Below are 26562 nucleotides of genomic sequence, written 5' to 3' on the forward strand. Positions count from 1 at the left end.
CATACAGTCCCGCCGACGCCGGCGACCCCTTGGCGGGCTCGCAGAAGCTCGCACCGGGGAACGGGTGACGTCGCCGCGGTGCCGGCCCGCCCGTCGGGCACGGGCGGGCGGGCCGGCACCACTGCTGTCCCTGCGGTTACTCCTGCAGCTTCTCCCGGACCGCCGTCAGGGCGGCCGACACGTGCTCCTCCGTGGTCGTCTTGTCGAGGCCGAGTCCGCTGAGCACGCCCTCGCCGTTCTCCTGCTCCAGCAGTGCCAGCAACAGGTGCTCCGTGCCGACGTAGTTGTGGCCCAGTCGCAGCGCCTCGCGGAAGGTGAGTTCGAGTGCCTTCTTCGCACGGGCGTCGAAGGGCACGAGGGCGGGCAGCGGCTCACCGGAGGGCTCCGGCAGCGCCTCGGTCGCGGCCGCTGCGACCGTCTCCAGCGGTACGCCCTGGGCGACGAGCACCCGTGCGGCCAGCCCTTCCGGGTCGTCGAGCAGGCCGAGCACGAGGTGTTCCGCGCCGATCTGCGGGTGAGCGCCTTCGCGGGCCTTGTTCTGGGACGCGACGACGACGCTCCTGGCCCGGGGGGTGAACCTGCCGAAGTCCTGGCTCATGTCGGGCGCCGGCTCGTCCTTCGTCACGAACCGCTTCTGGGCGGCCTGCCGGGTGACGCCCATGGACTTGCCGATCTCGGTCCATGAGGCGCCGGAGCGGCGGGCCTGGTCGACGAAGTGGCCGATGAGATGGTCGGCCACTTCGCCGAGATGGTCAGCGGCGACGACCGCGCTCTGAAGCTGTTCGAGGGCGTCGCCGTGCACCTTCTTGATGGCCTCGATGAGGTCGTCGAGGCGGACGGGGTTGTTGATCTGAGTCGGTTCCACCATGAGGCAACCCTAGGTTGACAGTCGAAACCCTGTCAACCCATGGTTGACACTCCACTCCGGACGGATCAGCCCCTCCGGCCGAGCGCCTTCGCCCGGGTGTGGGACCAGCCCGCCAGCAGCACACCCACGGCCACCAGCACTCCGTGCACGGACAGCGTGAGCGCGAATCCACCACCCAGCCACCCCAGGAGTCCGGTGTCGTCGCGATCGACGAGCAGCCGGATCGCCCCCTGGGTGAAGACCACCGTCACGGCGGCGCCGACGATCTGCAGGATGTCGTACTTCATCGATTCCCAAGCCCCCTCGGAGAGTTCTCCCATGGCGTTCCGCGTCCCCTCGGAACGTTACGAACGTATCATTGGCAAAAGAGAAACTGCCGCTGCATTACTGATTAATTCGATTTACGTCACACAATTCGAGGGTTCCTAATGGGAAATGAGCGTGACGAAATGAAGGCCGCCAGGGGGCCCGTGTGCCGGATGTGCGCCGCGGCCGCCCCGGCCCCGGGGCGGGGCCGGCCGGCGCTCTACTGCTCGCGGAGCTGTCAGGCGAAGGCGTACCGGCGGCGCAAGCAGCCGCCCGCCCCGGCGGCCGGGCGGCCCGCGGCGCCCGGTGCCCCCTCGCCGCGGCGCCGGCAGATCGCCGAGGCGCTCTGGCGGATCGCCGCCGAACGGGGGCTGCACGCGGCGAGCCTGCGGGAGGTCGCGGCCGAGGCCGGGGTGTCGCTGCGCGCGGTCCAGTACCACTTCGCGAGCAAGCACCGGCTGCTGGTCGACGCACTGCAGCTGCTGCACGAGGAGAACGAACGCATCGCCCGCTCCCGTATCCGGTTCGACGCCACCGATCCCCGTGCCCTGCTGCAGGCGGTGCTGGACGAGTTTCTGCCCGTGGACGCCCAACGCACCACCGCGCTGCGGGTGTTCGCCGCGTACTACGCCCGCAGCCTGACCGACCCGGAGCTCGCCGAGGTCTTTCTGCCCGCCGACCAGCCCTTGGAGCGGCTGGTGGCGGAGCTGATCGCCGCGGCGCAGCGCGACGGGCGGACCGCCCCGGACCTCGACCCGTGGCGCGAGGCGGACCTGCTGGTGTCCGGGGCGGTGGGGCTGGGCCAGGATGTGCTCCACCGGCGCCGCACGCTGGAGGACGTACGCCGTACGCTCGATTACCACCTCGACAAGATCTTCGCCGGAGACCGGCGCACGCTGCGCTGATCTCCGGCGAAGGGGGTGGCGGTGCTGAAGATCAGTAGGCCGAGCCGGCCCCGCTCACCGAGGGCGGCCGTCGGCACGACCGGCCCCATCCCGGCCGCGGAGCCGCCGAAGCGGGCCTGCGGGTGCGCTCACTTCACGGGTCCGTCCCTGCGGGAGCGGACGAGGGCGCGCGGGCGCACGACTGCCGGGGCAGGCCCCAAGCCTCGGAACGCACAAGCGCGTTCCAGCACTGATCGCATATGAAGGGTCCCCTCCTGATCGGATCGTGGAGGGGAGGACCGAATGTCGGGTGTTGCAGGCACTTCAGGTGATTCAGGTGATTCAGGTACTTCAGGCGTTTCCCGTACTTCAGGTCCGTCAAGCGCTTCGTACGCTCCAGGCGTGACGGCTCTTCAGGTGTGACAGGCGTTCGCGGGCCGGGCCCGTGGAGCGGAGGCGGCCGCTGACGCCGGCCTTGACGCGCACGGTGACACCACACCCTCATCCACGTAACGCTCTTATTACGCTGCGTCGTCCGTGTGGCATCAAGAACCGCTACCGCCCGGTAAGCACCGAGGCATCGGCTATACCCAGTAAGCGGGTTGATGCGGGAAATCGGACAGATGGTGCACATCTCCTGCCCGTCCGTCCTCGCGGCCCTTGCCCGCCTTCGCCTCGTTGGGGAACTGGGAGATTCGTACCTATCGACTATCTGTTAATCTGCCCGCTCCTGGATGTTCCTCCATCTCCTCTCCCCACAAGCACCCCCGTTCGCCGGGTGCAGCGAGGTGTCCCGTAGGTGTACAGCACTCCCTTTTCCTCCGCAGAGGCCAGATCCGCGCGGGCCCGGGTGGGCCTGAGTACGGCTCAGGTCGCCCAGGCCATGACGGCGTGCGGCGCGCCGGTCCGTCCCGAGCTGATCGAGGCCTGGGAGTACGGCACCCAGGCGCCGTCCGAGCCGCAGCTCTTCGCCCTGGCCGATGTCCTGTGGTGCCCGCCGACCGTGCTGATGGGCGTCGAGCCCCGGACCCTGGCCGAACACCGGATGGCCCGGCAGCTGAGCGTGGAGCGGCTGGCGCAGCTGATCGGGATGGATCCGGCCATGTACTGGGCGGCCGAGTCGGCGCATCAGTGGAGCGGCGACTACCGGCAGACCAAGGCACTGGTGGAGGCGTTGGGGCTGTCGCTGCGGAAGCTGATCGGGGTGATGGGGCACAACGACGAGCTGGCCGGGCATCTGCGGTCGGCCATCGACGGGCGCTGGAAGGGGCACGTCGGAGCGGTCGCGAAGATCACCACGCTGAACAAGACCCGGGTGAGCGATGCCCTGCGCACGATGCATGCGGAGTTCGCGGAGTTCTCCGAGCGCTATATGGGGCATGTGGTGGCGCGGAACGACGACTCGCGGCTCAAGGAGGTCGCGGCCGAGCGCTCGGCGTATCTGCGCCGGCTGGTCGACCACTTCTGGGACCTGATCGGGGAGGCGGGCGAGGCGCCGCCGTTCAACTCCGTGGCCACCCACTGACGGGAGCGGCGAGGGGCGGACGCCCGCGGGCGGGGAGGGACCGGGATGCGGTTCCCTCCCCGCCCGCGGCCGTTGGCGTCAGTTGCCGGGGGCGCCCCAGTGCGGGCCCTGCGGTCCGCCCGGGCCCTGCTGGGTGTGGGGGCCCTGCGGGGCGTGCGGGGCCTGCGGGTTGCGCGGGCCCTGCGGGTCATAGGGACCCTGGTGCGCGTGCGGGCTCTGCGGCGCGTGCGCGCCCTGCGGGGGGAACGGGTCCGCCGGCCGGTACGCGCCGACCGGCTCGTGTGCTCCCACCGGTCCGTGTGCCTCCTCCGGCTCGTCGCCCTCGATGTCGTCCCAGTCGATCTCCATCGTGCTGCGGCGGGTGAAGACGTTGAAGAAGAGGTTGAGCAGGACGGCGGTCAGGCTGCCCAGCGTGATACCGCTGTTGAGGACGGCCCGGACGTCCTCCGGCATCCGCTCGAAGAACGGCGCGACCGCGTTGGGCAGCAGCGCAGCGGCGAGGCTGACCGCCAGGATCAGGGCGTTGCGCTCCTCGCGCAGATCCACCTTGCCCAGGATCTGGATGCCGACCGCGGCGACCATGCCGAACATCGCGATCGCGGCACCACCGAGCACCGGATGCGGAATCGCGGCCACCACGCTGCCCGCCTTCGGCAGCAGCCCCAGGACGATCATGAAACCGCCGGCCGCGACCACCACGAACCGGCTCATGACCTTCGACATCCGCACCAGGCCGATGTTCTGCGCAAACGCCGCATAGGGAAAGGAGTTGAACACTCCACCGAGAATGGTGGCGGCTCCATCGGCGCGCAGGGCGTTGGCCACCGTGGTGTTGTCGACCTTCTTACGGGTGACCTCCCCGATGGCGTAGACGTCTCCGGTGGTCTCCACCATGGTGATCAGCATGACGACGACCATGGCGATGATCGGGAACAGCTCGAACTTCGGCATGCCGTAGTGGAAGGGCGTGCTGACACCGAACCAGTCGGCATCCTTCACCGCACCGAAATCCGCATCGCCCAGGAGCCAGGCCACCGCGGTACCGGCGACCAGCCCGAGCAGTACGGCGAGGCTGCTCAGATACGGCTTCCCGAGCCGGACCACGACCAGGATGAAGAGCAGGGTGCCCAGCGCGTAGGCGAGGTTCTTGGGATCGCCGTATCCGGGGTGCCCGATCAACTTCGCACCGCCGGCCGCGTCTTGCAGGCCCTGCGGGATCAGGGTGAGGCCGATGATGGTGAGGACCGTGCCGATGACGACCGGCGGGAAGTACTTCACCAGCTTGCCGAAGAACGGCGCGAACAGGAACGTCGCTATGCCCGCGGTGATCACCGCGCCGTAGACGACGAGCAGTCCCGCGGTGCCGCCGCCCGCGCCCAGGCCGATGGCGATCATCGGCGAGACCGCGGTGAAGGTGACGCCCTGGACCAGCGGCAGCCTGGCGCCGATCTTCCAGATACCGAGGGCCTGAATGATCGAGGCGACACCGCAGGTCAGCAGGTCCGCGTTGATCAGATAGACGAGCTCCTCATGGGAGAGGCCCAGGGCGTTCCCGACGATGATCGGGACGATCACCGCTCCGGCGTAGAAAGCGAGGACGTGCTGGAACCCGTAGAGGGTGAGCTTGGCGACGGGGAGCACCTCGTCGACGGGGTGGGCCTGCCGGCCGGAGAACTGCTGGGGGGTTTGTCGGGAGACTCGTGCCATCTCTGCCTTGCCTTCGCGAGGTAGGTGAATAAGAAGGAACCGGCGCCGTCGCGTTCCGGGGGACGGACGGGCCGGCTGGGTCTTACAAAGCCGACGTTGAGCGGTGTCGCCGACACCACGTAGCCCTGCGCTGCACGGTGTGTCCTGATTCGGCAGGACTTCCTTCGATCAGCGCAGTAAATTCCGGCATTTCCATGGAATGTACAAGGGGACTAATCGGAGCGTTCACCTTAGTTGACCTGCGCCGTTCCTCGCGAGTAGCCGGTCGCATTCGCTCGGATAAAGCGGGATCATGGCCTGAAATCCCCGTTATGGGGAGAGGGCTTCGTGCGCGTCGGCTGATGGTGTGGGGACGGCGCCCCCGGAACGTCGGCTTCCGCGGCGCCGGCTTCCGCTACGGCTTCTCCACCTCGCCCGGATGGCGTACCCGCCGCGCGGGCACGGCGCCGAGGAAGCCGGTGACCAGCCCCCAGGCGAGGCCGACGCCCGCCAGCCGGAGGAGTTGCGGCTCCAGGGTGACCTCGCCGCCCAAGCCGCCGCCGAGGTCACCGAGGCCCATCAGGGAGAGCCCGTAGTGGGCGGAGATGCGGGTGAGCAGGCCGACGGCCGGCAGGGTGATGGCCAGTGCCACGGCCATCTCGACGGCATGCCGCCAGGCCGGCCGCCGGGCCGGGGAGCGGACCGCTGCGGCGAAGGCCGCAACGAGCAGCACCACGCCCGCCACCGCCACCAGGAGCCAGGCCCGGCCGTCGTACCGGGCCAGCGCGCCGAGGTCGAGGGTGCGCTTCCCGTGGGCGCGGAGCACCTGGTCGAGGACGTGCGGCAGGGGCAGTCCGATGGCCTTGTCGACATGCCCCACCCAGGCTCCGCCGGTGCCGATGCCCAGCGCCATCCAGGCGACGTTCGGCAGTCCGAGGAACATGACGGCGAAGGTCTCGGCCGGGTGGTCCTTGGTGATGAGCTCGACGATGCCGATGACCAGTCCGATCACGACGTAGCAGAGCAGAGTCAGCAGCACGGCGAAGGCGGGCGGCCGTACGGAGTCCTGGAAACGCAGCAGCCCGGGAGAGAGCGGGGCACGGCGCGAGACCAGGAAGGCCAGCACGAGCAGCGCCAGGATCCACAGCAGTCCGGCCCCGAGCGTCGCGGGCACATCGGCGCGGAAGCCGACGGTGGGGGTGGCGCCCAGCTCGGCGCCGAGCCGGTCGGCCAGGTCGTTGCCCACGGTGATCCGGAAGCTGTGCCGGGCGGCGAGCGTGAGCAGCAGCAGAAGCAGCAGCCAGCACACCGCCGTTCGGGCGACCCGGGCGAGCAGTTCCCCGCTGCCTGCCACCGCCCGGTGGCGCAGCGGCAGCAGGAAGACGGCGGCGGTCACCAGCGCACCGGCGAGCGTGACCGACAGCGGTACGACGTCCAGGGCGGCATCGGCCTGCGCGAGGCCGCCGACATCGCCGGAGAGACCGACCGAACCGCCCGCCGCGACCAGCACCGTGGCGGCGACCACGGAGGGAAACGCCGCACCGGGAAGGTCCGCCGCACCCGCCGCCCACAGGCCGAGTGCGGCAACCACGATCATGGTGACGATGCCCGCCACGGCCGCGCCGAGCGCTTCCGCCCAGGCCCGGACCGCGGCCGGTGCGCCGCGGCGGCGCACGGGGCCCGGCGAACCGGCCGGCGCCGGGCCTCGCGTCTGGCTCACGCTCTCTCCTGCCGGTCACGGGACCGCGTACTGACGATCCGTCTGGGAGGACACCACACCTTGGCCGATGCCTGGATGAGACGCCCGGATGAGAGGGACAGGCACCCCGGAACGACGGCACCGGCACCGGATACCTCTCCGGCACATCACCGGCATACACGGGATCCACGGCATCCACGGGATGCGCAGGGCGCACGGCACCCGCGGGACACACGGGATGCACGGGATGCACACACCACCGTAAGCACCGGCGCGGAACCCCGCTTGCGGACGGCGCCAAGCGGCGGGCGACCGAAGAACACCCGCCGCCTGCCCGCCCCGCAGCCTGCCCGCTCTCCCGCGGGCCCGATATCGAACTGTGTCCTAATGATCCGGTGCACCGGACAACCACCGAAGCGCACAGACCCTCTGCCTATGCGGTGGGGCATGGCAGCCCTTGGCGGTTACCCCCGCACAGGGCCGCGCTCCGCCACCGTCAGTTGTTCTGCTTGGGAAGGACCCCCGTGTACGCCGGATCACGCCGCCACTCCGTACGGTTGATACCCGCCCTGATAGCGACGGGGACGCTGTTGACCGCGTGCGGGCCGGGTGCCGACGCGCCGAAGGCGGACCAGCCTGCGGCGAAGGTGACCGTCACCCCGGCCGCCGGAAGCAAGTCGGTCAAGCTCGGCTCGGGCATATCCGTGCGGGCCGACGACGGAAAGCTCGTCTCGGTCGAGGTCAAGGACGACAAGGGCGGCACGGTCACCGGGCAGCTCGCCGGTGACGGCGCGTCATGGAAGTCGGACGGCAAGGTCAAGCCGCAGACCACCTACACCGTGCGGACGAGGACGAAGTCGGCGCAGGGCAAGGAGTCCGCCGCCACTTCGGAGTTCACCACGGAGCAGGCCGGCAAGGTCAACAAGCTCACCAACACCCCCGGCGGCGGGCAGACCGTGGGCACCGGAATGCCGATATCGATCCTCTTCGACCACCCGGTGGTGAAGGACCGGCGCGCCGAGATCGAGAAGGCGCTGAAGGTCACCACCCAGCCGAAGGTCGAGGGTGCCTGGGGCTGGGTCAAGGACTACTCCGGCAAGGACCGGATCGACTGGCGGCCGAAGGACTACTGGCCGTCCGGCACCAAGGTCGACGTCAAGGGCGCGCTGTCCGGGATCAACTCCGGCGACGACGGCGGCTGGTTCGCCCGGGACTACAACTTCGGCTTCCGCATCGGCGCCGACCACAAGGCCGTCATCGATGTGCCCTCGCACAAGATGACCATGTACGAGAACGGCAAGAGCGTCGGCACCATCACCGGCTCCGCGGGCTCCCCGCAGGACCCGACCCGCGGCGGTGTGCACACCGTACGCAGCAAGAACGCGGCCGAGACGATGGACTCCGCCACCATCGGCCATGGCGACGAGTGGAGCCTGGACTCCAAGTGGGTCACCCACCTCACCGCGTCCGGGACCTTCCTGCACTCCGCCCCGTGGAACAAGTCGCTCGGCGTGGTCAACAACAGCCACGGCTGCTTCGGTATGTCCACCTCGGATGCCAAGAGGGCCTACGACTTCCTGTCGATCGGCTCCACGGTCGAGGTGAAGGGCACCAGCAACACCAACAAGACCGACGTCGGCAACGGCCTGGAGGTCTGGCAGGAGAGCTGGACCGAGTGGCAGCAGCGCAGCGCCCTGCAGCACTGACCCGGGCGGCCGGCGTTCCGTCGGTCATCTGCGGTGCCTGGCGGGGCCGCGGGTGCGGGTGAGCAGCAGGAAGACGGTGGCCAGGACGGCAACGGCCTGGGCCAGGGCGGCCAGTTTCTTGTCGGCGCTCCAGCCCGGTTCGTACATGTCCGGCAGCGGTCCCGGCGCGCCGATGTCCACGTAGGTGTAGAGGAGCAGCAGCGCGAGTCCGCCGGTCGCGACGAGCCAGGCGAAGGTGTCGGCGGCCGGCCGGCGCCAGACCAGCACGAGCACGGCGGCGAGTGCGGCCAGCGCGGCCTCGATACGGAAGAGCAGGCCCTGGCTGATGGTCGCCGTGACCCCGTCGTAGCGGCCGGCGAGCCGGGCGTGGACGTAGGCGTCCAGTGCCAGGCCGGCCGCCGCCAGCAGCCGTGCGACACCGCGGGCGGCCCGGCCGGACCGCCCGCGGCCGGACGGCCGCCCGTGGTGCGGAACGGAGCTGTCTGGTGCCACGGCTTCTCCAAGCCTCTCGGTGGGCGGCCGTAGCCGAAGCAGCCGGCGGTGAGCCGGGGGGCTCCCGATGGGCCGCCGCCCGGCCGGCCCGGTCCCGTCGGGCCGCACACACCTCAATAGACCGCAGACGCCGCCGCCCGGCCATCCGGGCGGCGGCGTTCGGCGTACCGGGCGGCCGGGGAGGCGGGCAGCCAGGCCGGCGAGCGGGCGGGCGGGCGGCCGGACGTCAGGGTGTCCGGCCGCCCGGGCGCCGACGCCGCTTTGTGCGCGGCGAGGCAGCGGCAGTGACCGTGGCAGCGGCAGCGGCAGCGGCAGCGGCAGTCAGCGGATCTCACTCGTCGTGCGGCGGTAGGTGGAGCGCCGGTCGTCGATCTCGGCCCAGCGGTCGCCGTAGACGTTCTCGGTGATGCCCGGCTCCCGCAGGAAGTCGTGCGGGAAGCCCAGCGGTACGGCGCTGCACCGGTCGAGCCGCGCCTGCGCGTCGGCGTCCAGCGTGACCTCCACCGCGGCGAGGTTGTCGAGAAGCTGGCTCTCCTTGGTGGCGGCGATGACCGGGATGATGTTGCCGGGCCGGCCGCGCAGCCACGCCAACGCCACCTGTGCCGGGCTCCAGCCCCCCTGCTCGGCGATCTCCAGCACCGCGGTGACGGTCTCCTCGGTGTGGTGGTCCGACCGGTCCGTCTCACCGACGACATCCAGCCGGCCGGTCTCCCCGCGGCGGTACTTACCGGTGAGCCGCCCGGCCGCGAGCGGCGCCCAGGCCAGTACGGCCAGGTCGAAGGCGCGGGCCTGCGGCAGCAGTTCGCGCTCCGGCGTCCGCTCCAGCAGGTTGTAGCGCAGCTGCGAGCCGGCGAACGCGGTCCAGCCGCGCAGCTCGGCGAGGGTGTTCGCCTGCGCGATCTCCCAGGCGGGCCAGTCGGAAACGCCGAGGTAGAGCACCTTTCCCGAGCGCACCAGGTCGTCGAGCGCCCGCATCACCTCCTCCACGGGCGTGAAGTTGTCCCGTGCGTGCACCCACAGCACATCGAGGTAATCGGTGCGCAGCCGCTCCAGGCTCTCCTCCACCGACCGGACCAGGCTCTTGCGGTGGTTGCCCGCCGCGTTCACATCGCCCTTGCGGGTCGCGCAGGTGTATTTGCTCGCCAGCACGAAGCGGTCCCGGCGGCCTTCGAGCAGTTCCCCCAGGATCCGCTCCGAGGCGCCGTCGGTGTAGTTGTTGGCGGTGTCGATGAAGTTGCCGCCGGCCTCCGCGTAGGCGTCCAGGATCCGGCCGCTGGTGTCCTTGGCCGCGCCCCAGCCCCAGTCCTCGCCGATGGTCATGGCACCGAGGCTCAGCTCGCTCACCCGCAGGCCGGTCCTGCCGAACAGTGTGTAGCGCACGTGGTTCCCTTCGATCAGCGCAGCTCTCCGGTCGTGCGCTCACGCTAGGAGCTGGAGCGTCCTCCAAGGCAAGGCGTGGCCGGGCGCCGGGGGCCGGTTCCGGCCTCTTCGGCGGCGCGAGCGCCTGGCGGGCCGGGGCCGGCACCCGTGGGGGTGCCGGCCCCGGCCCGTGGGCGCGGCGAACGTGCCTCCCGGGAGCCGCGAACGGGCAACGGGCAGCAGGCGGGGGGGACGGAGTCCGCTGCCGTCCGCCCGCCGCCGCCCGTCCGCTCAGCCGGTGATGATCGCCGGGTCGCTCACACCCGTCTCGCCGTTCTCCACATGGCCGGCGAGGCGGCGCAGGAAGGTCTTGTCCGTGTCGGAGGTGACCGACAGGTCGTACCAGCGCTTGCTGGCGCGCAGGTCGACCGGCTTCTTGACGGTGGCGCCCGCACGGACGGTGTAGGTCTCGCTCGCCCCGCCGTAGGCGTGGGTGACGGTGAGGTGGCAGTCGGTGCGGCCGTGGTTGGTCAGGGTGAGTTCGACGCGGCCGGCCGTCGCGTCGTGACGGGCGGTCACCTCGGGTCCGGCCTTCTTGCCGTCGCCCTTGAAGGTACGCAGGAAACCGTTCGGGCCGTACACCGACAGGTCGTACACGTCCTTGGAGTACGAGGTGTTCCAGGTGTCGGAGATCCGCTTGCCGGCCTCCGTGGTGTACGTCCACGGGCCGTCGGTGCGGTTGCCCGCGGTGACGGTGAAGCAGGCACCGGCCTTGTCGCCACCGCTGAAGGTGAGGGTGTAGCGCCCGGTGGAGGGGGCGGCGGTCCCGTCGACGAGCGGTGCGTACGGCAGCGGACGCGACGGCCGGGAGCCCGGCTCCTGCTTGGGCAGGACGGGGTTGGCGGGCGGCTTCGGCACATAGCTGTCGTGCCGGTCGTTGTCCGGCGGCCGGTAGCCGTCGGTGGCGGGGAGCGCGGCCGGCTTGGTGTTCTCCAGGCCGAAGTCGAAGGCCGAGGTCAGGTCGCCGCAGATGGCCCGCCGCCACGGCGAGATGTTGGGCTCGTGCACCCCGAAGCGGCGCTCCAGGAACCGGATGATGGAGGTGTGGTCGAAGACCTCGGAGCAGACGTAGCCGCCGGTGCTCCAGGGGGAGACCACGATCATGGGGACGCGCTGGCCGAGGCCGTAGGGGCCGGCGGCGTACTTGGCGTTGCCGCCGAAGTAGTCGAGTGAGGTGTCCACGGTCGACTTGCCCTGGTCGGCGGAGGCCGGCGGGAAGGGCGGGAGGACGTGGTCGAAGTAGCCGTCGTTCTCGTCGTACGTGATGAGCAGGGCGGTCTTGCTCCACACCTCGGGGTTGGAGGTGAGCGCGTCCAGCACCTGCGAGACGTACCAGGCGCCGTAGTTGGCGGGCCAGTTGGGGTGCTCGGAGAAGGCCTCGGGGGCGGCCACCCAGGAGACCTGCGGGAGCTTGCCGGCCTTCACATCGGCCTTGAGCCGGTCGAAGTAGCCGTCGCCCTGCTTGGCGTTGGTGCCGGTACGGGCCTTGTCGTAGAGCGGGTCGCCGGGCTTGGCGTCGCGGTACTGGTTGAAGAAGAGCAGCGAGTTGTCGCCGTAGTTGCCGCGGTAGGCGTCCTCGATCCAGCCCCACTTCCCGTCCGCGTCCAGGCCGTCACCGATGTCCTGGTAGAACTTCCAGGAGATCCCGGCCTTCTCCAGCCGCTCCGGGTACGTCGTCCAGCTGTACCCCGCCTCCTCGTTGCCGAGGACGGGGCCGCCGCCCGAACCGTCGTTGCCGACGTGGCCCGTGTACATGTAGTAGCGGTTGGGGTCGGTCGCCCCGATGAACGAGCAGTGGTACGAGTCGCAGATGGTGAACGCATCGGCGAGCGCGTAGTGGAACGGGATGTCCTTGCGCGTCAGGTGCGCCATCGTCCCAGTGGTCTTGGCGGCTATCCAGTTGTCGTACTTGCCGTCGTTCCGGGCCTTGTGGCCGCCCGCCCACTCGTGGTCGAGGCCCTCGATGAACTGCATACCGAGGTTCTCGGCGTCCGGGTGGTAGGGCAGGACGTCCTGGGAGCCGTCCGGCTGGTGCCAGACGGACTTCCCGTTGTCCAGGATGAGCGGGCGCGGGTCGCCGAAGCCGCGTACGCCCTTCATCGAGCCGAAGTAGTGGTCGAAGGAACGGTTCTCCTGCATCAGGACGACGACATGCTCGATGTCCTTGAGGGAGCCGGAGCGCCGCGTGGCGGGGATGGCCGCCGCACGGGCGATGCTGCTCGACAGGGCCGAGACGCCCGCGGTGGCGCCGGCTATCTGGAGGAAACGGCGCCGATTCAGTTCAGCCATGACTTTGGGGACCTCATGTCGTGTGTGTGGGGGGGCGTTCGCGAAATGGGGGTCGATGCTGTGCGGTGGTACCGGGAGCTGTGAGGAAACCGGGTCTGCAGAGTGTTCCAAGAGGAACGGCGTCCGGGGAAGGGGGGGTGTCCCAGGTGTGACACATCGCCGTACGCGCGACGAACTCCCTGGTCGTGCGGGGCGTGCCGGTATTCCGGGGGAATGGGGGCACGGGGCGGCGCGGTGGGCGGGTCGGCGCCGGGGGCCCGGACGCGAAAGGAGGGCGGGCGCGCCCGCACGTCCGCCGGGCGGCATCGCGGCAGGGCAACGCGGGGCGGGGCAGGGCCTGGAGCGGGGCGATTCCTCAACTGCCGTGTCGGCAGGAGTGCGGGGCGGTGTGTCCGAGCAGCGCGGTACCCGCGCAGCAGCCGTGCCCGCGCGCGGAGCCGTATCCGCGCAACGCCGTGCCCCGGGCGGCGGTGGCGCCCGGACGGCGATGTCTCCCGGGCGGCGGCGTGGCGCGCGCCCGTGGGAGGCCCGGCGGACGGTTACCGGCCCGCCCGCGAGGCGTGACAGAGGCCGGCGTCAGCGTCTCGTGGGCGGGCCGGTGGGGTGCCGGGCGAGGCGGGAGGGCCAGAGGTGCGTCAGACGACCAGTACCCCGGACGACGACGGGGCGGCCTCCGCGGCGGCGACCTCGGATGCGGCCTCGGGTACGGGCTCGACGAGCGGTTCGACCGGTACCGCCGGAGGCACCGCCGGCTGGCCCTTCGCGTCGGGCACGCTACGCAGCGGAGTGCGGCTGGTCAGCCGGGACTTGCGGGTCGCCTCGACCCGGCGGGTGAACCAGATGACCTTGCCGTCCGGGGTGCCACAGGTGCCCCAACTGTCGCTGAGCGCCGCCACTGTGGAGAGCCCGCCGCCGGCCGCGGAGCGCAGCTTCGGCAGCCGTGGGCCCTCGTCGGCGACGGACGCGGTGAGGTGGCGGCCGCTCCAGCGGAGTTCGACGACGCACCGGGCGTCCGGGCCGATATGGCGATGGACGTTGGTCAGGAGTTCCGCCACTCCCCGGCATACGGGCGGGATATGCAGTTCGAGATCCCAGTACCGCAGGTGCGCGGCAAGGATCCGCCGGATCTGCGGCACACGCTCCGCCGAAGCATGCAGTTCGACCGTGTAGTGCCGGTCGCCGGGAAGTGTCATGTCGTGGCTCCTCACCGCGAGGCTCACGCGCTTCACCTCGTTGGACCAACGAACCCCGAAACACGAAGAGTGAGCATTTATCACGTATGGGTCATTTGTCATGGTGACCCCGCGGGGCGGGTTCCGCAACAGATCACGGGCCTGCCGGTGCCCCCGTCTCACGGGTGCGGGGGGGGCGCCCCGCACCCGTCTAGCGGGTCTCCAGCCGGAGCTCGACTTCCTTCTCCTGGTCGCCGGCGGCCGTGCCGAGGACGTGGACCGTGAACGCGGACTCCAGGCCCTTGCACAGCTCGTCGACGGCCCAGTAGCCGCCCTGGAGACTGACCAGGACGGGGGCGGTCAGCCGGCGGGGCTCGGCCGCGGACTTGCGGTCGCTCACGTCGAAGGTCGAGGTCCACACGGTCGAGCCCGCCCCGGCGACCTCCTCGGGTACGTCGTCCGCGGCCCGGTCGGAGGTGAACGAGGTGCGCAGCGCGCTGAAGACGGCATGCGCGTCCTGCGTCGCACAGCTCTCCAGTTCCACCACCACCTCGGCCGAGACGTGCTGCGTGCCTGCCGGTTTCGCGCTGTTCACTGTGGGACCTTCCTCTGCGGCCGTCCTCCGGGAGCCGAACGCTTCCAGGCTCGCCCCACGGAACGGTGTGTGCGACCGGAGAACCGCAGGACGGGGGCAGGACGGACGCCACCGCGCGCCCCGGCAGCGGCCGCCGTCCGGGACACCCCCAGGACCGGCCGGGTGAACTCCCCGGCACCCGGCGGTCCGCCGCAGAAGGCTCGCGGACGAGCCAGGCGGGGGGCGAGGATCACCGGCTGGACGGCGGCGCGGCAGGGGGCGGAATCCGGACACGCGCCGCTGAGCCGTCCGGACCCACATGGTTGCCACGGGCATCGGCCCGGACGGATCATCCGGTAGACGCCACACGCACGTACGGACGTACGGGATCACCGCACTCGGACGACGCGAGGAGAGCCACCGTGGGAACAGCCACCGTCGACGGCCACTGCGCACCGGGCTTCACCGGCGTACGGGAAGCGTTCGAGCGGAACTTCCGCGAGCACGGCGATATCGGCGCGGCGGTCACGGTGACCCTGGAGGGCGAGGCGGTGGTCGATCTGTGGGGCGGCCACGCGGACGCCGCCGGGACCCGCGCCTGGGAGCACGACACCCTTGTGAATGTCTACTCGACGTCCAAGGGGATGACCGCGCTGTGCGCCCATCTCCTCGTGGACCGGGGCGAGTTGGACCTCGACGCGCCGGTGGCCCGGTACTGGCCCGAGTTCGGTCAGGCCGGCAAGCAGGACCTCCCCGTCCGCTGGCTGCTCAGCCACCGCGCCGGTCTGATCGCGCCCCGGGTGCCGCTCCCCGAGGGGTACGCCTACGACTGGGACCGGGTGTGCGCCGCCCTGGCGGCGACCGAGCCGTGGTGGGAGCCGGGCACCGCGCAGGGCTACCACGCGGTGACCTTCGGATACCTGGTGGGCGAGGTCGTACGGCGGATCACCGGGCAGTCCCTCGGTGCGTTCCTGCGCAGCGAGATCACCGGGCCGCTGGGCGCGGGGGTGTTCATCGGCACCCCCGCCGAGGAGCACGCCCGCTGTGCGGACATGGTCGGGCGGCTGGACGAGGCGCGGATCGCCGCGCAGTTCCCCGGCGTACCGAAGCCGCCGTTCCGCACTCTCGCCGACCATCCGCTCGCCGTGGTGATGCTGGCGCTGATGTCCATCCCCACCGGCGATGTCAACAGTGCCGCCTACCGGTCGGCCGAGATCCCGGCGGGCAATGCCCATGCCAGTGCCCATGGGCTGGCGGCCGTGTACGGGGCGCTGGCGGGCGGCGAGCTCGTCGGGCGCGGCACCCTGGAAGCGATGCGCCGGCCGCAGAGCCTGCCGGGCGAACGTGATCTGACGATCGACGCGATGGCCCCCGCGGGCCACGAACACCGCTGGGGCCTCGGCTACATGCTCAACCACCGGGGCCAGGCGGGTCCCAACCCCGGGGCGTTCGGGCACGGCGGCGCGGGCGGCTCGTACGCCTTCGCGGATCCGGAGAACCGGCTGTCCTTCGCGTACACCATGAACAAGTACGGCGGTGGCACGACCGGCGACGACCCGCGCAACCGCGGCCTGGTCCGGGCGGTGTACCAGGCCTTGGCGCAGCTCCGGCGGCCCGGCGCCGGCCGCCTCACGGCGCGGCCGATCCGGGCGGCGGCGCCGCGGCGCTGACCTCCTCGACGTCCTGACCGAGATCGTCGCCGGGCTCGACCGCCCCGGCCTGCCGCGGTGCGCGCTGCGCGTCGTGCGTCGTGCGTCGTGCGTCGTGCGTCGTGCCCCATGGTGCCTTTACCCCCGCCCGGGGCATCGTGCCTGGTGGCGGGCCCTGTCAAAGGTCATCGGGGGCCCGGAAATCCGCCTCCGCGAACCCCGTTGCAGAGCGCAATAATGGGAAGTGCGGCATGCATCCGGCCCGGCGCGAGTGCGGCGGGCCCGAGAGGGCGTGATGACCATGGAACGGGACGCCGAGACGGTTCACGAGGCCTATGCATTCGTCTGTCTGCACTGTGGACACGGCTGGGAGGAGGAGTACGAGATCCGGCACACCACGGATCTGTCCGGCCACCGGCGGGCCGACTACTTCGCCCGGGGCGCCCGGGTCCGCTCCCCGCTGACCCTGACCGACTGCCCGTCGTGCAATCTCGGCCCGATCCGCATCCTGCGCCCCGGCCGGGTCAACTCGACCCGCCCCTACCTCGCCTGACCTCCCTGCCCCTCCTGATGGCCCGTCACCACCCGGTGTACAGAAGGTGGTTGATCAGCAGAGCGAGTACTGCCTGCGCGGTCAGCCAGCGGCGGTGCCGGGCCGTGGGCAGCAGTGCGCAGGCCGCCGGCAGCCAGACGGCGAACGGCAGCCAGATGCGTTCGGTCTCCGCCTTGCTCATCCCGGAGAGGTCGGCGGTCAGCACGGCGAGCAGCACGGCCGTCACGAGGACGGCCAGCCGGGCGGTGGGCGCGCGCAGGGGTCCGGCGGACGGGCCGAGACCCCGCAGGGCGGTGGGGGCCGCCGTGAGGGTGCGGCGCAGAGCCGCCACCGTCGCGGGGCCGATGATCAAGACGGTGCAGGCGAGATTGGCCCATACCCAGTAGGCGTACGGGCGGACCGCGGCGGCACCCTGGTAATAGCGCTCGACCAGCAGCTGGTACCCCTCCCACCAGCGGAATCCGGCGAGGGTGAACACGGCCGCGACGGCCAGCGCCCCGGCCGCCAGGAAGGGCAGCGGCCGTGCGGTGCGGGTGAGCAGCAAGATCGCCGCGGCGATCAGGGCGATCAGGGTGAGGCCGTAGGAGAGGTAGCAGGTCAGGCCGAGGAGGAGCCCGGAGGCGAGGGCAGCGGCGGCCGGGACGGGGGCGGCTCTCAGCGGTGGCCGGGGGCGGGTGGGGTGGGTGGCGGCGAGGGCGAGGAGCGCCAGGGACCAGGCGGCGACGGCCGCGAAGTAGCCGTCCGCCGAGGTGCCCACCCAGACCGCGGCCGGGGTCAGCACGAGGAACGGCGCGGCCCGGCGGGCGGTCGGCTCGTCGGTGAGGGCGCGCAGCGCGATGAGGACCGCGGCCACGGCGGAGGTGCCGGCCGTGAGGCACCAGATGCCGGCCCAGCCGCCACCGCCCAGGCCGATGCGGTCCAGACCGACGAAGGTGAGGACGGCGGCCGGTGGATGCCCCGCGACATGGGCGGGCCAGTGGTCCGGTGCGTTGTTGAGGATGTGGTGGGTGAAGTCACGCAGCGCCGGCCCGAGGTCGTCGAAGCGGCGGATGACGGTCAGGTATTCGTAGGCGGTGGTGAGCCGGCCGGCGATACCGGTGCGCCAGCCGTCTATCAGCGCCAGCGCCCCCGTCCAGGCCAGGGCGGCGGCCCAGCCCGACAGGACGAGGCGGCGCCAGGGCAACCGGGCCGCGAGGGAAGGTCCGTGGACGATCACCACGACGGCGACCACGAGCGCGGCGGGGGTTCCGGGGCCCAGGTGCGGGGACCACGAGGCGTACAGCGGGGGCCAGTTGACGTGCAGGCTGCCGTTGGCGTGCTCGATGACGGTGCCGACCAGTGCGGCCACCGCGACAAGGAGGGCGGCGCCCGCTGCGGCCACCAGATCGCGGCGGCGCGCGGCGCGTTCCGCGGCAGGGCTTTCGGGGGCCGGGCCTTCGGGGGCCGGACGGGGAGACGGACAGGAGACCGGCTGCGAGGCCGGACGGGGGGTCGCACGGGAGGTCACAGCGGCACGCTAGGCGCCGTTCGGGGGCAACGCCCGTGCGGCGGCAACGGCGTCATCGTTCCGTCAGATTTCCCCGAGGCCCCGGCCGGCGAAGGGCGCTCCTGCCTCCCGACGTCAGAGTTTCGTCATGCGTCACAGCCCGTTGGGCGCACCCATGGCGGCATACCGTCGAAGCCATGCCCCTCCGGCCCCGAGCGCCGGACAGGCCAGGCGGCGGACCCTCGTCGCGCCAATCGCCAAGGACACACACCATGAGTGCCCCTCCCCCGCGCCCTTCCCCTTCTCCCCCTCCCTCTTCTTCTCCTCGCCCTCCCTCTTCCTCTTCCCCTCCGCCTCCCCCGGCATCGCCGTCCCGCTGGCGCAGTCCGCTGCGCGGTCCGCGGCTGACCGCGCTGCTCGGCGTCGTGCTGCTGGCCGGGATCACGCTGCTGTTCGTGACCGGTCTGCTGTCGTACGCCGCGTACAACCCGGATCTGGCCGGCGGTGTCAACGACAAGACGCCCGGCAAGGGCCTGCTGGGCTTCTACCTCTTCAGCTGGCCGACCGGCCCCTCCTGGCTCTACCGGCTCACCCAGGGGCTGCACGTCACCGTCGGGATCGCGCTGGTGCCCGTGCTGCTGGCGAAGTTGTGGTCGGTGATCCCCAAGCTCTTCACCCTGCCGCCGGCCCGGTCCCTCGGCCATGCGCTGGAACGGCTCTCCCTGCTGTTGCTGGTCGGCGGGGCGCTCTTCGAGTTCGTCACCGGCATCCTCAACATCCAGCTGGAGTACGTCTTCCCCGGGTCGTTCTATCCGCTGCACTTCTACGGCGCCTGGGTGTTCATGGGCGCGTTCGCCGTCCATGTGGTGCTGCGACTGCCGCGGACCGTACGGGCGTTGCGCGAGCGCACCGACCCGGATCCGGCGGCCGATGACACCGGGCTGGTGGCGGCCCGGCCGGACCGGCCGACGGTGACCCGGCGGGGAGCGCTGGGCCTGGTCGGCGCCGGTTCACTGCTGCTGTTCGCGACGACCGCCGGGCAGAGCGCCGGCGGATGGTGGCGGCGGACGGCCCTCCTGGCACCGCACGGGGGCCGGGACGTGGGCAACGGCCCGAACGGCTTCCAGATCAACAAGACCGCCGCGGCCGTCGGCATCAGGGACCGGGAGACGGGAGACGACTGGCGGTTGACGATCGAGGGCGGCGGACGGCGGGTGCGGCTCGGCCGCGCCGAGCTGCTGGCGCTGCCCCAGCACACGGCGGCGCTGCCGATCGCCTGTGTCGAGGGCTGGTCGACGGGCGATCAGCAGTGGAGCGGGGTGCGGCTGCGGGACCTCGCCGCGCTGGTGGGGCTCGGCGAACGGCCCCCCGGTGTGCTGGTGGAGTCGCTTCAGCTGCACGGCGCGTTCCGCCGGGCCGCACTGCGCGACAACCAGGTGCGCGATCCGTCCTCGCTGCTCGCGCTGCGGGTGGGCGGCGCCGAGCTGTCCGCCGACCACGGCTATCCGGCGCGGATCATCGTCCCGGCGGCTCCCGGGGTGCTCCAGACCAAGTGGGTTGCACGGCTGACGTTCGGGGAGTGGTGAGGGTGCGGGTAAGGGTGCGCAGGAGGCAACCGGCCGTGCGGGAGCGGGCGGGGCGGAACCGTCAACGGGCCCTGCGGGAGAGGGCGGCGGAGGCCCGGCAGCCGGCCATGCGAGAACAGGCGGTACGGGAAAGGGCGGTGCGGGCGCTCGGGGCGCTGCGCCTCCCCCGCCGCTACGGCGAGGGGCCGCTGCATCTGCTGCTGCTACTCGCCTCGTTCGCCCTCACCGGCTACGCGGGGGTGCGGCTGCTGGCCGGCGGGCAGTGGCCGCTGGTGCTCGCCTGGTTCGCCGGGGCGGCGCTGCTGCACGATCTGGTGCTGCTGCCGCTGTATGCGCTCGCCGACCGCGTGCTGGTCCGCTGGACGGCGGGAAGCGGGCCGCACCGGGCCCGGACCGCCTATGTCCGGGTGCCCGCCGCGTTGTCCGGACTGCTGCTGCTGGTGTGGTTCCCGCTGATCGCGGGCTCGGCGGGCGGCGGCTCGGCCGCACACTACGAGGCCACGACGCGGCTGCCCGGCGGGGTGTTCCTGGCCCGCTGGCTGCTGGTCACCGCCGGGCTGTGCGCGCTGTCCGCCCTGTGGCTGCTGGTCCGTACGGTTCAGCGGTGGCTGCGCGGGGCGTCACGGCGGCGCAGCGAGACGAAGCAGCGTCCGGCGTCCGGCCGCTGACCGGCCCGGTCCGCGACGGTCCACTGCTCGACGGGGGTCCAGCCGGCGGCGTCCGCATAGCGCAGCAGCGCGGGGGCGCCGACCCGGGCCCAGGGGAACGGCTCGCCCGGCACGGACCGCTCCCCCGGGCCCGGGTGGTCTCCCCGCTCCACCCGGACCTGGACCTGTTCGTCGAGGTCCGCCGCGGTGGTCTCCACGATCAGCAGGCCGTGCCGGCCGACCAGTTCCGCGGTGCGGGTGAGCAGGGCGTACGGGTCGCCGCCGATGCCGATGTTGCCGTCGAGGAGCAGGGCGGTGCCCCAACTCCCCTCCTCCGGAAGGGAATCGAAGACGGAGCGGTGCAGTGCGGAGCCGCCGCCGGCCGCGGTGCGGGCCACCGCGGCCGCGCTGACGTCGATACCGAGCGCCCGCCGGCCCTGGGCGGCGAGCGCGGCGACCAGCCGGCCGGGGCCGCAGCCGATGTCGAGGACGGCGCCCTCGCAGCGGCGCAGCGCCGACAGATCGGCGGCGTCCGCCCCGGCGCACCAGCGCTCGACCTCCAGCGGCAGCAGCCAGCCGTCGCTGCGCCGCAGAAAGAGCGGGCCGCGGCCGCGGCGCAGCGCATCGGCGTACGGGTCAGCGCCCCAGGTGACGGTGTCGCACCGGCCGGTCTGTGCCGTGGGCGGCATGGCGGTGCTCATCGGCCGGTGACCGGGGTCAAGCGGGCGAGGGTGGCGGCGAACCGCCCGGCGGGGGCCGCGGCCGCGACCCGCTCCGCATCACCGGCGGTGTCGACGTCCCGCAAGGGCGGCAGGTCCCGCACCCGGAGTCCGGCGGCGGTCAGCCGCGCGCGCTGGGCGGCGCCGGTGCGGCTGGTGGACATGGGGACGCCGCGCAGCAGCCGGGGGTCGGGGACGGCCAGGCCGAGCGCCCAGAATCCGCCGTCCTCGGCCGCGCCGAACCAGGCGTCGCAGCCGTCCCAGGCGTCGAAGTCCAGTGCAGGGGCGAGGAGTTGCGGGGTGACCTGCGGGGTGTCCATACCGATGAGCAGGGTCGGGCCCGTGCTGCCGGCGAAGGCCGCGGCAAGCCGTTCGTCGAGGCCGCCGGACTCCTGCTGCCGGACCTCGAAGCCGTCCGGCAGCCAGTCCCCCGGGCGGCCGTCCAGGACGATCGCCCGCCGCCGGGCCGGTATGGCGCGTACGGCCTGGAGGGTGTCGTACAGCGCGGCCTCGGCCAGCTCGGCGGCCTCGTCGGGGGTGAAGGGCGGGGTGAGGCGGGTCTTGACCCGGCCGGGCACCGGTTCCTTGGCGATGACCAGGAGCGTCGTCGGCCCGGGATGCTCCGGATGCCCCGAACACTCCGGGCGCTCCGGGCGCTCCGGGCGCTCCGGGCGCTCCGGGCGCTCCGGGCGCTCCGGGCGCTCCGGGCGCTCCGGGCGCTCCGGGCGCTCCGGGCGCTCCGGGCGCTCCGGGCGGTGGGCGGATGCGGTCATCGGGCGGTCTCCTCGGTACGGTGCGGGAGCGGGGGCTGGTGCAGGACGGTGCGCATATCGCGCACCGCGTGCCAGGTGCCGCGCCAGGTGCCGGTGACCTTGGAACGGCCGGTGCGCGGCCGGTAGGGCACCTCGCGTTCGTCGACCCGCCAGCCCGCGTCGGCGGCCCGGACGACCATCTGCAGGGGGTAGCCGCTGCGGCGGTCGGTGAGGCCGAGGCCGAGCAGGTCGGTACGCCGGGCGGCGCGCAGCGGGCCGAGGTCGTGCAGCCGCAGTCCGGTACGGCGGCGCAGCATATGGGCGAGGGCGAGATTGCCGAGCCGGGCGTGCGGCGGCCAGGCGCCGCGTCCCTGGGGGCGGCGGCGGCCCAGCACCAGGTCGCTCTCGCCGTCGCGGACGGCGCGGACGAACGGGGTGAGCAGCGCGGGGTCGAGGGAGGCGTCGCAGTCGCAGAAGCAGACGATGTCGGCGTCGGCGGCCAGCAGTCCGGCATGGCAGGCGGCGCCGAACCCGCGGCGCGGTTCGTGCACCACGGTGGCGCCCAGACCGCGGGCGATATCGGCCGAGCCGTCGGTGGAGCCGTTGTCCACGACGATCGCCCGCCAGCCGGCCGGGATCCGGGCCAGCACCCAGGGCAGCGCGGCGGCCTCGTCGAGGCAGGGCAGGACGACGTCCACCGAGGCGGTTCGGGAGGTGGGAGGAGGGGAGTGGGTCACGCCTTCACCTATGCATCAGAAGCGGACGGGGTGGGTGTGGAGGTTCTTGTGGCACGCGGGTACCGGAGGGGCGGCGGGCGACGGACGGCGGGCGACGGGAAGGAGGAGCGTCCCGACGGAGGAGCGGCGGGTGCGGCCCGCGGGGCCGGCGCCGCGGGTCACCCCGTCGGCGCCGCCCTCATCCCCTCCCGGGCGAACTCCCGCATCCCCTCCGTGAATCCGGTCGCCGCCCGCCATCCGAGGTCGTCGGCGATCCGCTGCGAGGAGGCGGTGATGTGCCGTACGTCGCCGAGCCGGTACTCCCCCGTCACCACGGGCGCCGGTCCGCCGCACGCCTCGGCCAGGGCGCGCGCCATCTCGCCGACGGTGTGTGGCACTCCGCTGCCCGTGTTGTACGCGGTCAGGGTGCCCGCCGCCCGGTCCGGCAGGGCCTCCAGGGCGACCGCGTTGGCCGTGGCGACATCCCGCACATGGACGAAGTCCCGCCGCTGGCCGCCGTCTTCGTAGACCGTCGGCGCCTCGCCGCGGGCCAGCGCCGAACGGAAGAAGGAGGCCACCCCGGCGTACGGGGTGTCCCGCGGCATCCCGGGCCCGTAGACGTTGTGGTAGCGCAGCGCGACGGCCCGGCCGCCGGTGGCGCGGGCCCAGGAAGCGGCCAGATGTTCCTGGGCGAGCTTGGTGGCCGCGTAGACGTTGCGCGGATCGGTGGGCGCGTCCTCGCCGACCAGCCCCGGCCGCAGTGCGGCGCCGCACTGCGGGCAGCGTGGCTCGAACTGTCCGGCGTCCAGCTCGGCCACCGCCCGGGGGCCGGGCCGCACCACCCCGTGGACGGGACAGGTGTAGCGGCCCTCCCCGTAGACCACCATCGACCCGGCGAGCACCAGCTCGCGCACCCCGGCCCCGGCCATCGCGGCCAGCAGGACCGCGGTGCCCAGGTCGTTGCAGCCGACGTAGTCCGGCGCGTCCGCGAAGTCCTTGCCCAGGCCCACCATCGCCGCCTGGTGACAGACCGCCCGCACACCCCGCAGGGCCTCGTCGACCGCCGCCCGGTCCCGTACGTCGGCGACGATCCACCGCGCGCCCGGGCGCGGCGGCGGGGGCCCGGGGTGTGCCGAGGGCAGCAGCGCATCGAGCACGACAGGCTCGTGCCCCCGCGCCACGAGCGCCTCGACGACCTGCGATCCGATGAATCCGGCGCCGCCGGTGACCAGTACACGCATGCCGGTCACGCTAAGCGGGCCGGGCCGTTCCGGCCCGTCCATGAGCCCTCGTGTCATGGGTCCGTAAGATCCGCGGCCCGCTCTGCGTCCCCGGTCCACGGCCCTGCCCCGCGCCCCCGGCCGGCCGCCGCACCGCCATCCGGGCCACTGCAATTCGGTAACAGGGCGCATTCGAGGTATTTCGGTACGGCATATGTTGCCTATGCTCAGGTCGGGGGCTGAGGGGCTGCTTTCGGACACTCCGACGGCCGACGGCCCTCTTGCCCGCCCTCGCCTGACCCTGCCCGCTCCTGCCCGCTCACCTCACCTCGCCTGACCTCGCCTCACCTCACACCGTCGGAGAACACCTTGTCCGTGGACAACGGGGAGCAGCGCACCGGCTCCCGGGTGCTGCCCGCGCTTCCGTATGCGGTCATGGCCGTGGTCACCACGGTCGACCTCACCGCGGGCCCGGAGGTCGGGTTTCTGCCGCTGGTGTCGCTGGGACCGGCGTTCGCCGGGCTGGTCGGCGGCTGGCGGCGGACCGCCGTGGTCGGGCTGACGGCGTTCGTGCTCTGCCTCGGTCTGGGCGTTTACAACGGTCTGTTCGAGAGCCGGCGCGGGCTGACCGCGCTGCTGTCGGTGGCCGGGGTGACCGCGGCCGGGGTGGTCGCCGCGGTGATGCGGCAGCGGCGCGAGGCGGAGCTGGCCAGCGTCCGGTCCATCGCCGAGGTCGCCCAGCGGGTACTGCTGCGCCCGGTGCCGCGCAGCGCGGGCCCGCTGCGGATCGCGGTCTCGTACACCTCGGCGGTGGCCGAGGCCCGGATAGGCGGCGATCTGTACGAGGTGGTCACCTCGCCCGCCGGAGTGCGGATCATCGTCGGCGATGTGCAGGGCAAGGGGCTGGAGGCCGTGGAGAGCGCGGCGGTGGTGCTGGGCGCCTTCCGGGAGGCGGCCCACGACGAACCGGATCTGCCGGCCGTCGGCGAGCGGGTCGAGCGGGCGCTCAACCGCCATCTGTCCGGCGAACGGTTCGTCACGGCGGTGCTCGCCGAGATCGGTGACGGTCCGCGGGCCACCCTGCTGAACTTCGGCCACCCGGCGCCGCTGGTCGTCCGCCCCACCGGTTCGGTGGCCTTCGCCGCGCCGCCCGAGCGCGCCCTCCCGCTCGGCCTCAGCCTGCACGGCTCGGTGGCGCCCCTCCCCTACGAGGTGCCGTTCACTCCCGGCGACCAACTGCTCTTCTACACCGACGGCGTCACCGAGGCCCGCGACGCGGTGGGCCGCTTCTACCCCCTCGACGAGCGCGGCGCACTGCTCAAGGACCCCGACCCGGAGACCGCGCTGCGCGCCGTGCGCGAGGACCTGGTCGAGCATGCCGAGGGGCCGCTGCACGACGACGCGGCGATGCTGCTGGTCCGCTACCGCGGGGCCCGCTGAACCGGCGTCAGGTCAATCGCGCCGGGGGGCACCGGCCTCGCCGCCGTCACCGCCGTCACCACCCTCACCGTTGGCACCGTCCTCGCCGCCGTCGCCGTGCTCACCGGCCTCGTGCTCACCGCCGTGCTCACCCCCGTCCGGCGACGTCCCCTGCCCGTCGCCGGCGCCCGCCTCCTCGGCTTTCGTCCCCGTCCCCGCCGCCTCCGCCTTGGCGGCCGCCCGCCGGGCGACCTCCTCGCGGGCCGCGGCCGTGGCGACCGACGGCCACACCCGGTCGAGTGAGGCATTCATCGCGGCCCCGACCAGCACCGCGAAGGCGGACACCCCGATCCACAGCAGTACGGCGACCGGAGCGGCCAGTGAGCCGTAGATGGTGGGCCCCTCGACCGTCGAGGTGAGGTAGAGCCGCAGCAGGAAGCTGCCGAGCACCCACATGCCCAGCGCGACCACCGCACCGGGAATGTCCTCCGGCCAGGGCGAACGAACCGGTACGGACGCGTGGTAGAGCGTGGTCAGGAAGGCGACCGACAGGAGCAGGACGACCGGCCAGTACAGCGCCCGGATGATGTGCTCGCCGGCCGGCAGCCAGCTCACGACGGTGTCGGGTCCGGCGACCATCAGCGGCAGCGCGACCGCGCCGACGACCAGCGCGGCGAGGTACAGCGCGAACGCCAGCAGCCGGGTCTTGATGATGCCGCGCCGGCCATCGAGCCCGTACATGATGGTGATGGTGTCGACGAAGACGTTCATCGCCCGGGACCCGGACCACAGGGCGATGGCGAACCCGAGGGAGATGACGTCCGGGCGGCGGCCGGTGAAGACATCGTTGAGCAGCGGCCGGGCGATCTCGTTCACGCCCTTGGCGGACAGGACGGTGCCGGCGGCGCCGAGGATGTGCCGGCGGACGCTGTCGAGGGTGTCGTGCCCGATCCAGGCGTTCGTGTAGCCGAGCGCACCGAGGAGGCCCAGGATCAGCGGCGGCAGCGACAGCAGGCTCCAGAAGGCGGCCTCGGCGGCCAGGCCGGTGACGCGGTACTTCATGCAGGAGTTGACGGTGTCCTTGAGCAGGAGCCAGGCCAGCCGGCGCTTGGAGACGTTGCGGTAGAGGGCACGGGCCTTGGTCAGACGGCCCGCGGGCCGCTCGGTTGGTTCGTTTGCCGACTGCACCTCCTTA

General features: G+C 72.4%; 23 protein-coding genes. 8 read left to right on the top strand and 15 right to left on the bottom strand.

Annotated elements, in window-relative coordinates; all coding sequences use genetic code 11:
• Window positions 1–136 precede the first annotated feature (136 nt).
• Together OHS81_RS07290 and OHS81_RS07295 are read right to left on the bottom strand one after the other, a co-directional pair.
• On the bottom strand, window positions 137–868 hold the full coding sequence (locus OHS81_RS07290; RefSeq protein ID WP_328383547.1) for a Clp protease N-terminal domain-containing protein: 732 nt from the start codon (window positions 866–868) through the stop codon (window positions 137–139).
• Between the two features lie 65 nt (window positions 869–933).
• On the bottom strand, window positions 934–1155 hold the full coding sequence (locus OHS81_RS07295; RefSeq protein ID WP_328383549.1) for a hypothetical protein: 222 nt from the start codon (window positions 1153–1155) through the stop codon (window positions 934–936).
• 162 nt (window positions 1156–1317) lie between these two features.
• Between OHS81_RS07295 and OHS81_RS07300 the strand changes: the two genes are divergently transcribed.
• Window positions 1318–2079: a TetR/AcrR family transcriptional regulator gene (locus OHS81_RS07300; protein ID WP_328383551.1), complete on the top strand. Its 762-nt coding sequence runs from the start codon at window positions 1318–1320 to the stop codon at window positions 2077–2079.
• Window positions 2080–2857: 778 nt separating this feature from the next.
• Window positions 2858–3583, top strand: coding sequence for a transcriptional regulator (locus OHS81_RS07305; protein ID WP_328383553.1), 726 nt, complete (start codon window positions 2858–2860; stop codon window positions 3581–3583).
• A gap of 78 nt (window positions 3584–3661) precedes the next feature.
• On the opposite strand, the gene OHS81_RS07310 is transcribed toward OHS81_RS07305, so the two are convergent.
• Together OHS81_RS07310 and OHS81_RS07315 are read right to left on the bottom strand one after the other, a co-directional pair.
• Window positions 3662–5290 (bottom strand): nucleobase:cation symporter-2 family protein, encoded by a 1629-nt coding sequence (locus tag OHS81_RS07310; RefSeq protein ID WP_328383555.1) that lies wholly within the window; start codon window positions 5288–5290, stop codon window positions 3662–3664.
• 394 nt (window positions 5291–5684) lie between these two features.
• Complete coding sequence (locus tag OHS81_RS07315) at window positions 5685–6989, bottom strand: streptophobe family protein (protein WP_328383557.1); 1305 nt, start codon at window positions 6987–6989, stop codon at window positions 5685–5687.
• 503 nt (window positions 6990–7492) lie between these two features.
• On the opposite strand from OHS81_RS07315, the gene OHS81_RS07320 reads away from it, so the two are divergent.
• Window positions 7493–8674 carry a L,D-transpeptidase family protein gene (locus tag OHS81_RS07320; protein WP_328383559.1) on the top strand — a complete coding sequence of 394 codons (1182 nt, stop codon included), beginning with the start codon at window positions 7493–7495 and terminating at the stop codon, window positions 8672–8674.
• Between the two features lie 24 nt (window positions 8675–8698).
• Here the strand turns inward: OHS81_RS07320 and OHS81_RS07325 are convergent, their stop codons facing one another.
• The 5 genes from OHS81_RS07325 to OHS81_RS07345 all read right to left on the bottom strand — a co-directional run bounded on the left by OHS81_RS07325 (window position 8699) and on the right by OHS81_RS07345 (window position 14641).
• Window positions 8699–9166, bottom strand: coding sequence for a hypothetical protein (locus OHS81_RS07325; RefSeq protein ID WP_328383561.1), 468 nt, complete (start codon window positions 9164–9166; stop codon window positions 8699–8701).
• A gap of 321 nt (window positions 9167–9487) precedes the next feature.
• Complete coding sequence (locus OHS81_RS07330) at window positions 9488–10546, bottom strand: aldo/keto reductase (protein WP_328383562.1); 1059 nt, start codon at window positions 10544–10546, stop codon at window positions 9488–9490.
• Window positions 10547–10816: 270 nt separating this feature from the next.
• Window positions 10817–12874, bottom strand: a complete 2058-nt coding sequence (locus OHS81_RS07335; protein ID WP_328383563.1) for a phosphocholine-specific phospholipase C — start codon at window positions 12872–12874, stop codon at window positions 10817–10819.
• Between the two features lie 635 nt (window positions 12875–13509).
• Window positions 13510–14067, bottom strand: coding sequence for an ATP-binding protein (locus OHS81_RS07340; RefSeq protein WP_328383564.1), 558 nt, complete (start codon window positions 14065–14067; stop codon window positions 13510–13512).
• Window positions 14068–14257: 190 nt separating this feature from the next.
• Window positions 14258–14641, bottom strand: coding sequence for a hypothetical protein (locus OHS81_RS07345; RefSeq protein WP_311624122.1), 384 nt, complete (start codon window positions 14639–14641; stop codon window positions 14258–14260).
• 401 nt (window positions 14642–15042) lie between these two features.
• Between OHS81_RS07345 and OHS81_RS07350 the strand changes: the two genes are divergently transcribed.
• Window positions 15043–16290 (top strand): serine hydrolase domain-containing protein, encoded by a 1248-nt coding sequence (locus OHS81_RS07350; protein ID WP_328383569.1) that lies wholly within the window; start codon window positions 15043–15045, stop codon window positions 16288–16290.
• A gap of 274 nt (window positions 16291–16564) precedes the next feature.
• Complete coding sequence (locus OHS81_RS07355; RefSeq protein WP_328383571.1) at window positions 16565–16822, top strand: hypothetical protein; 258 nt, start codon at window positions 16565–16567, stop codon at window positions 16820–16822.
• A gap of 25 nt (window positions 16823–16847) precedes the next feature.
• Here the strand turns inward: OHS81_RS07355 and OHS81_RS07360 are convergent, their stop codons facing one another.
• On the bottom strand, window positions 16848–18329 hold the full coding sequence (locus tag OHS81_RS07360) for a hypothetical protein (protein WP_443058664.1): 1482 nt from the start codon (window positions 18327–18329) through the stop codon (window positions 16848–16850).
• Window positions 18330–18580: 251 nt separating this feature from the next.
• Here OHS81_RS07360 and OHS81_RS07365 point away from each other — a divergent pair, with 251 nt between their 5' ends.
• Complete coding sequence (locus OHS81_RS07365) at window positions 18581–19894, top strand: molybdopterin-dependent oxidoreductase (RefSeq protein WP_328383573.1); 1314 nt, start codon at window positions 18581–18583, stop codon at window positions 19892–19894.
• A 107-nt stretch (window positions 19895–20001) separates the two neighbouring features.
• On the top strand, window positions 20002–20562 hold the full coding sequence (locus OHS81_RS07370; protein WP_328383575.1) for a hypothetical protein: 561 nt from the start codon (window positions 20002–20004) through the stop codon (window positions 20560–20562).
• Here OHS81_RS07370 and OHS81_RS07375 read toward each other — a convergent pair.
• The 4 genes from OHS81_RS07375 to OHS81_RS07390 form a co-directional block, all read right to left on the bottom strand.
• Window positions 20493–21230 (bottom strand): class I SAM-dependent methyltransferase, encoded by a 738-nt coding sequence (locus tag OHS81_RS07375; protein ID WP_328383577.1) that lies wholly within the window; start codon window positions 21228–21230, stop codon window positions 20493–20495. The genes OHS81_RS07370 and OHS81_RS07375 overlap by 70 nt on opposite strands.
• Before the next feature lie 8 nt (window positions 21231–21238).
• Window positions 21239–22033, bottom strand: a complete 795-nt coding sequence (locus OHS81_RS07380; RefSeq protein WP_328383579.1) for a TIGR04282 family arsenosugar biosynthesis glycosyltransferase — start codon at window positions 22031–22033, stop codon at window positions 21239–21241.
• Window positions 22030–22749, bottom strand: coding sequence for a glycosyltransferase family 2 protein (locus OHS81_RS07385; protein ID WP_328383581.1), 720 nt, complete (start codon window positions 22747–22749; stop codon window positions 22030–22032). The genes OHS81_RS07380 and OHS81_RS07385 overlap by 4 nt, the downstream gene beginning before the upstream one ends.
• A gap of 158 nt (window positions 22750–22907) precedes the next feature.
• Window positions 22908–23969, bottom strand: coding sequence for an NAD-dependent epimerase/dehydratase family protein (locus OHS81_RS07390; protein ID WP_328383583.1), 1062 nt, complete (start codon window positions 23967–23969; stop codon window positions 22908–22910).
• 414 nt (window positions 23970–24383) lie between these two features.
• Between OHS81_RS07390 and OHS81_RS07395 the strand changes: the two genes are divergently transcribed.
• Window positions 24384–25388, top strand: a complete 1005-nt coding sequence (locus tag OHS81_RS07395) for a PP2C family protein-serine/threonine phosphatase (RefSeq protein ID WP_443058835.1) — start codon at window positions 24384–24386, stop codon at window positions 25386–25388.
• A 12-nt stretch (window positions 25389–25400) separates the two neighbouring features.
• Here the strand turns inward: OHS81_RS07395 and OHS81_RS07400 are convergent, their stop codons facing one another.
• Window positions 25401–26555, bottom strand: coding sequence for a YihY/virulence factor BrkB family protein (locus OHS81_RS07400; protein WP_328383587.1), 1155 nt, complete (start codon window positions 26553–26555; stop codon window positions 25401–25403).
• Window positions 26556–26562: the final 7 nt, after the last annotated feature.

This window comes from Streptomyces sp. NBC_00400 (assembly GCF_036048035.1).
In the GTDB taxonomy this organism is placed as follows: Bacteria; Actinomycetota; Actinomycetes; order Streptomycetales; family Streptomycetaceae; genus Streptomyces.

Coding starts and splice junctions, on each gene's coding strand:
- OHS81_RS07290 (WP_328383547.1), bottom strand. CDS start 868: ATGGTGGAACCGACTCAGATCAACAACCCCGTCCGCCTCGACGACCTC.
- OHS81_RS07295 (WP_328383549.1), bottom strand. CDS start 1,155: ATGAAGTACGACATCCTGCAGATCGTCGGCGCCGCCGTGACGGTGGTC.
- OHS81_RS07300 (WP_328383551.1), top strand. CDS start 1,318: ATGAAGGCCGCCAGGGGGCCCGTGTGCCGGATGTGCGCCGCGGCCGCC.
- OHS81_RS07310 (WP_328383555.1), bottom strand. CDS start 5,290: ATGGCACGAGTCTCCCGACAAACCCCCCAGCAGTTCTCCGGCCGGCAG.
- OHS81_RS07335 (WP_328383563.1), bottom strand. CDS start 12,874: ATGGCTGAACTGAATCGGCGCCGTTTCCTCCAGATAGCCGGCGCCACC.
- OHS81_RS07340 (WP_328383564.1), bottom strand. CDS start 14,067: ATGACACTTCCCGGCGACCGGCACTACACGGTCGAACTGCATGCTTCG.
- OHS81_RS07355 (WP_328383571.1), top strand. CDS start 16,565: ATGACCATGGAACGGGACGCCGAGACGGTTCACGAGGCCTATGCATTC.
- OHS81_RS07365 (WP_328383573.1), top strand. CDS start 18,581: ATGAGTGCCCCTCCCCCGCGCCCTTCCCCTTCTCCCCCTCCCTCTTCT.
- OHS81_RS07370 (WP_328383575.1), top strand. CDS start 20,002: ATGCGAGAACAGGCGGTACGGGAAAGGGCGGTGCGGGCGCTCGGGGCG.
- OHS81_RS07375 (WP_328383577.1), bottom strand. CDS start 21,230: ATGCCGCCCACGGCACAGACCGGCCGGTGCGACACCGTCACCTGGGGC.
- OHS81_RS07380 (WP_328383579.1), bottom strand. CDS start 22,033: ATGACCGCATCCGCCCACCGCCCGGAGCGCCCGGAGCGCCCGGAGCGC.
- OHS81_RS07390 (WP_328383583.1), bottom strand. CDS start 23,969: ATGCGTGTACTGGTCACCGGCGGCGCCGGATTCATCGGATCGCAGGTC.
- OHS81_RS07395 (WP_443058835.1), top strand. CDS start 24,384: ATGGCCGTGGTCACCACGGTCGACCTCACCGCGGGCCCGGAGGTCGGG.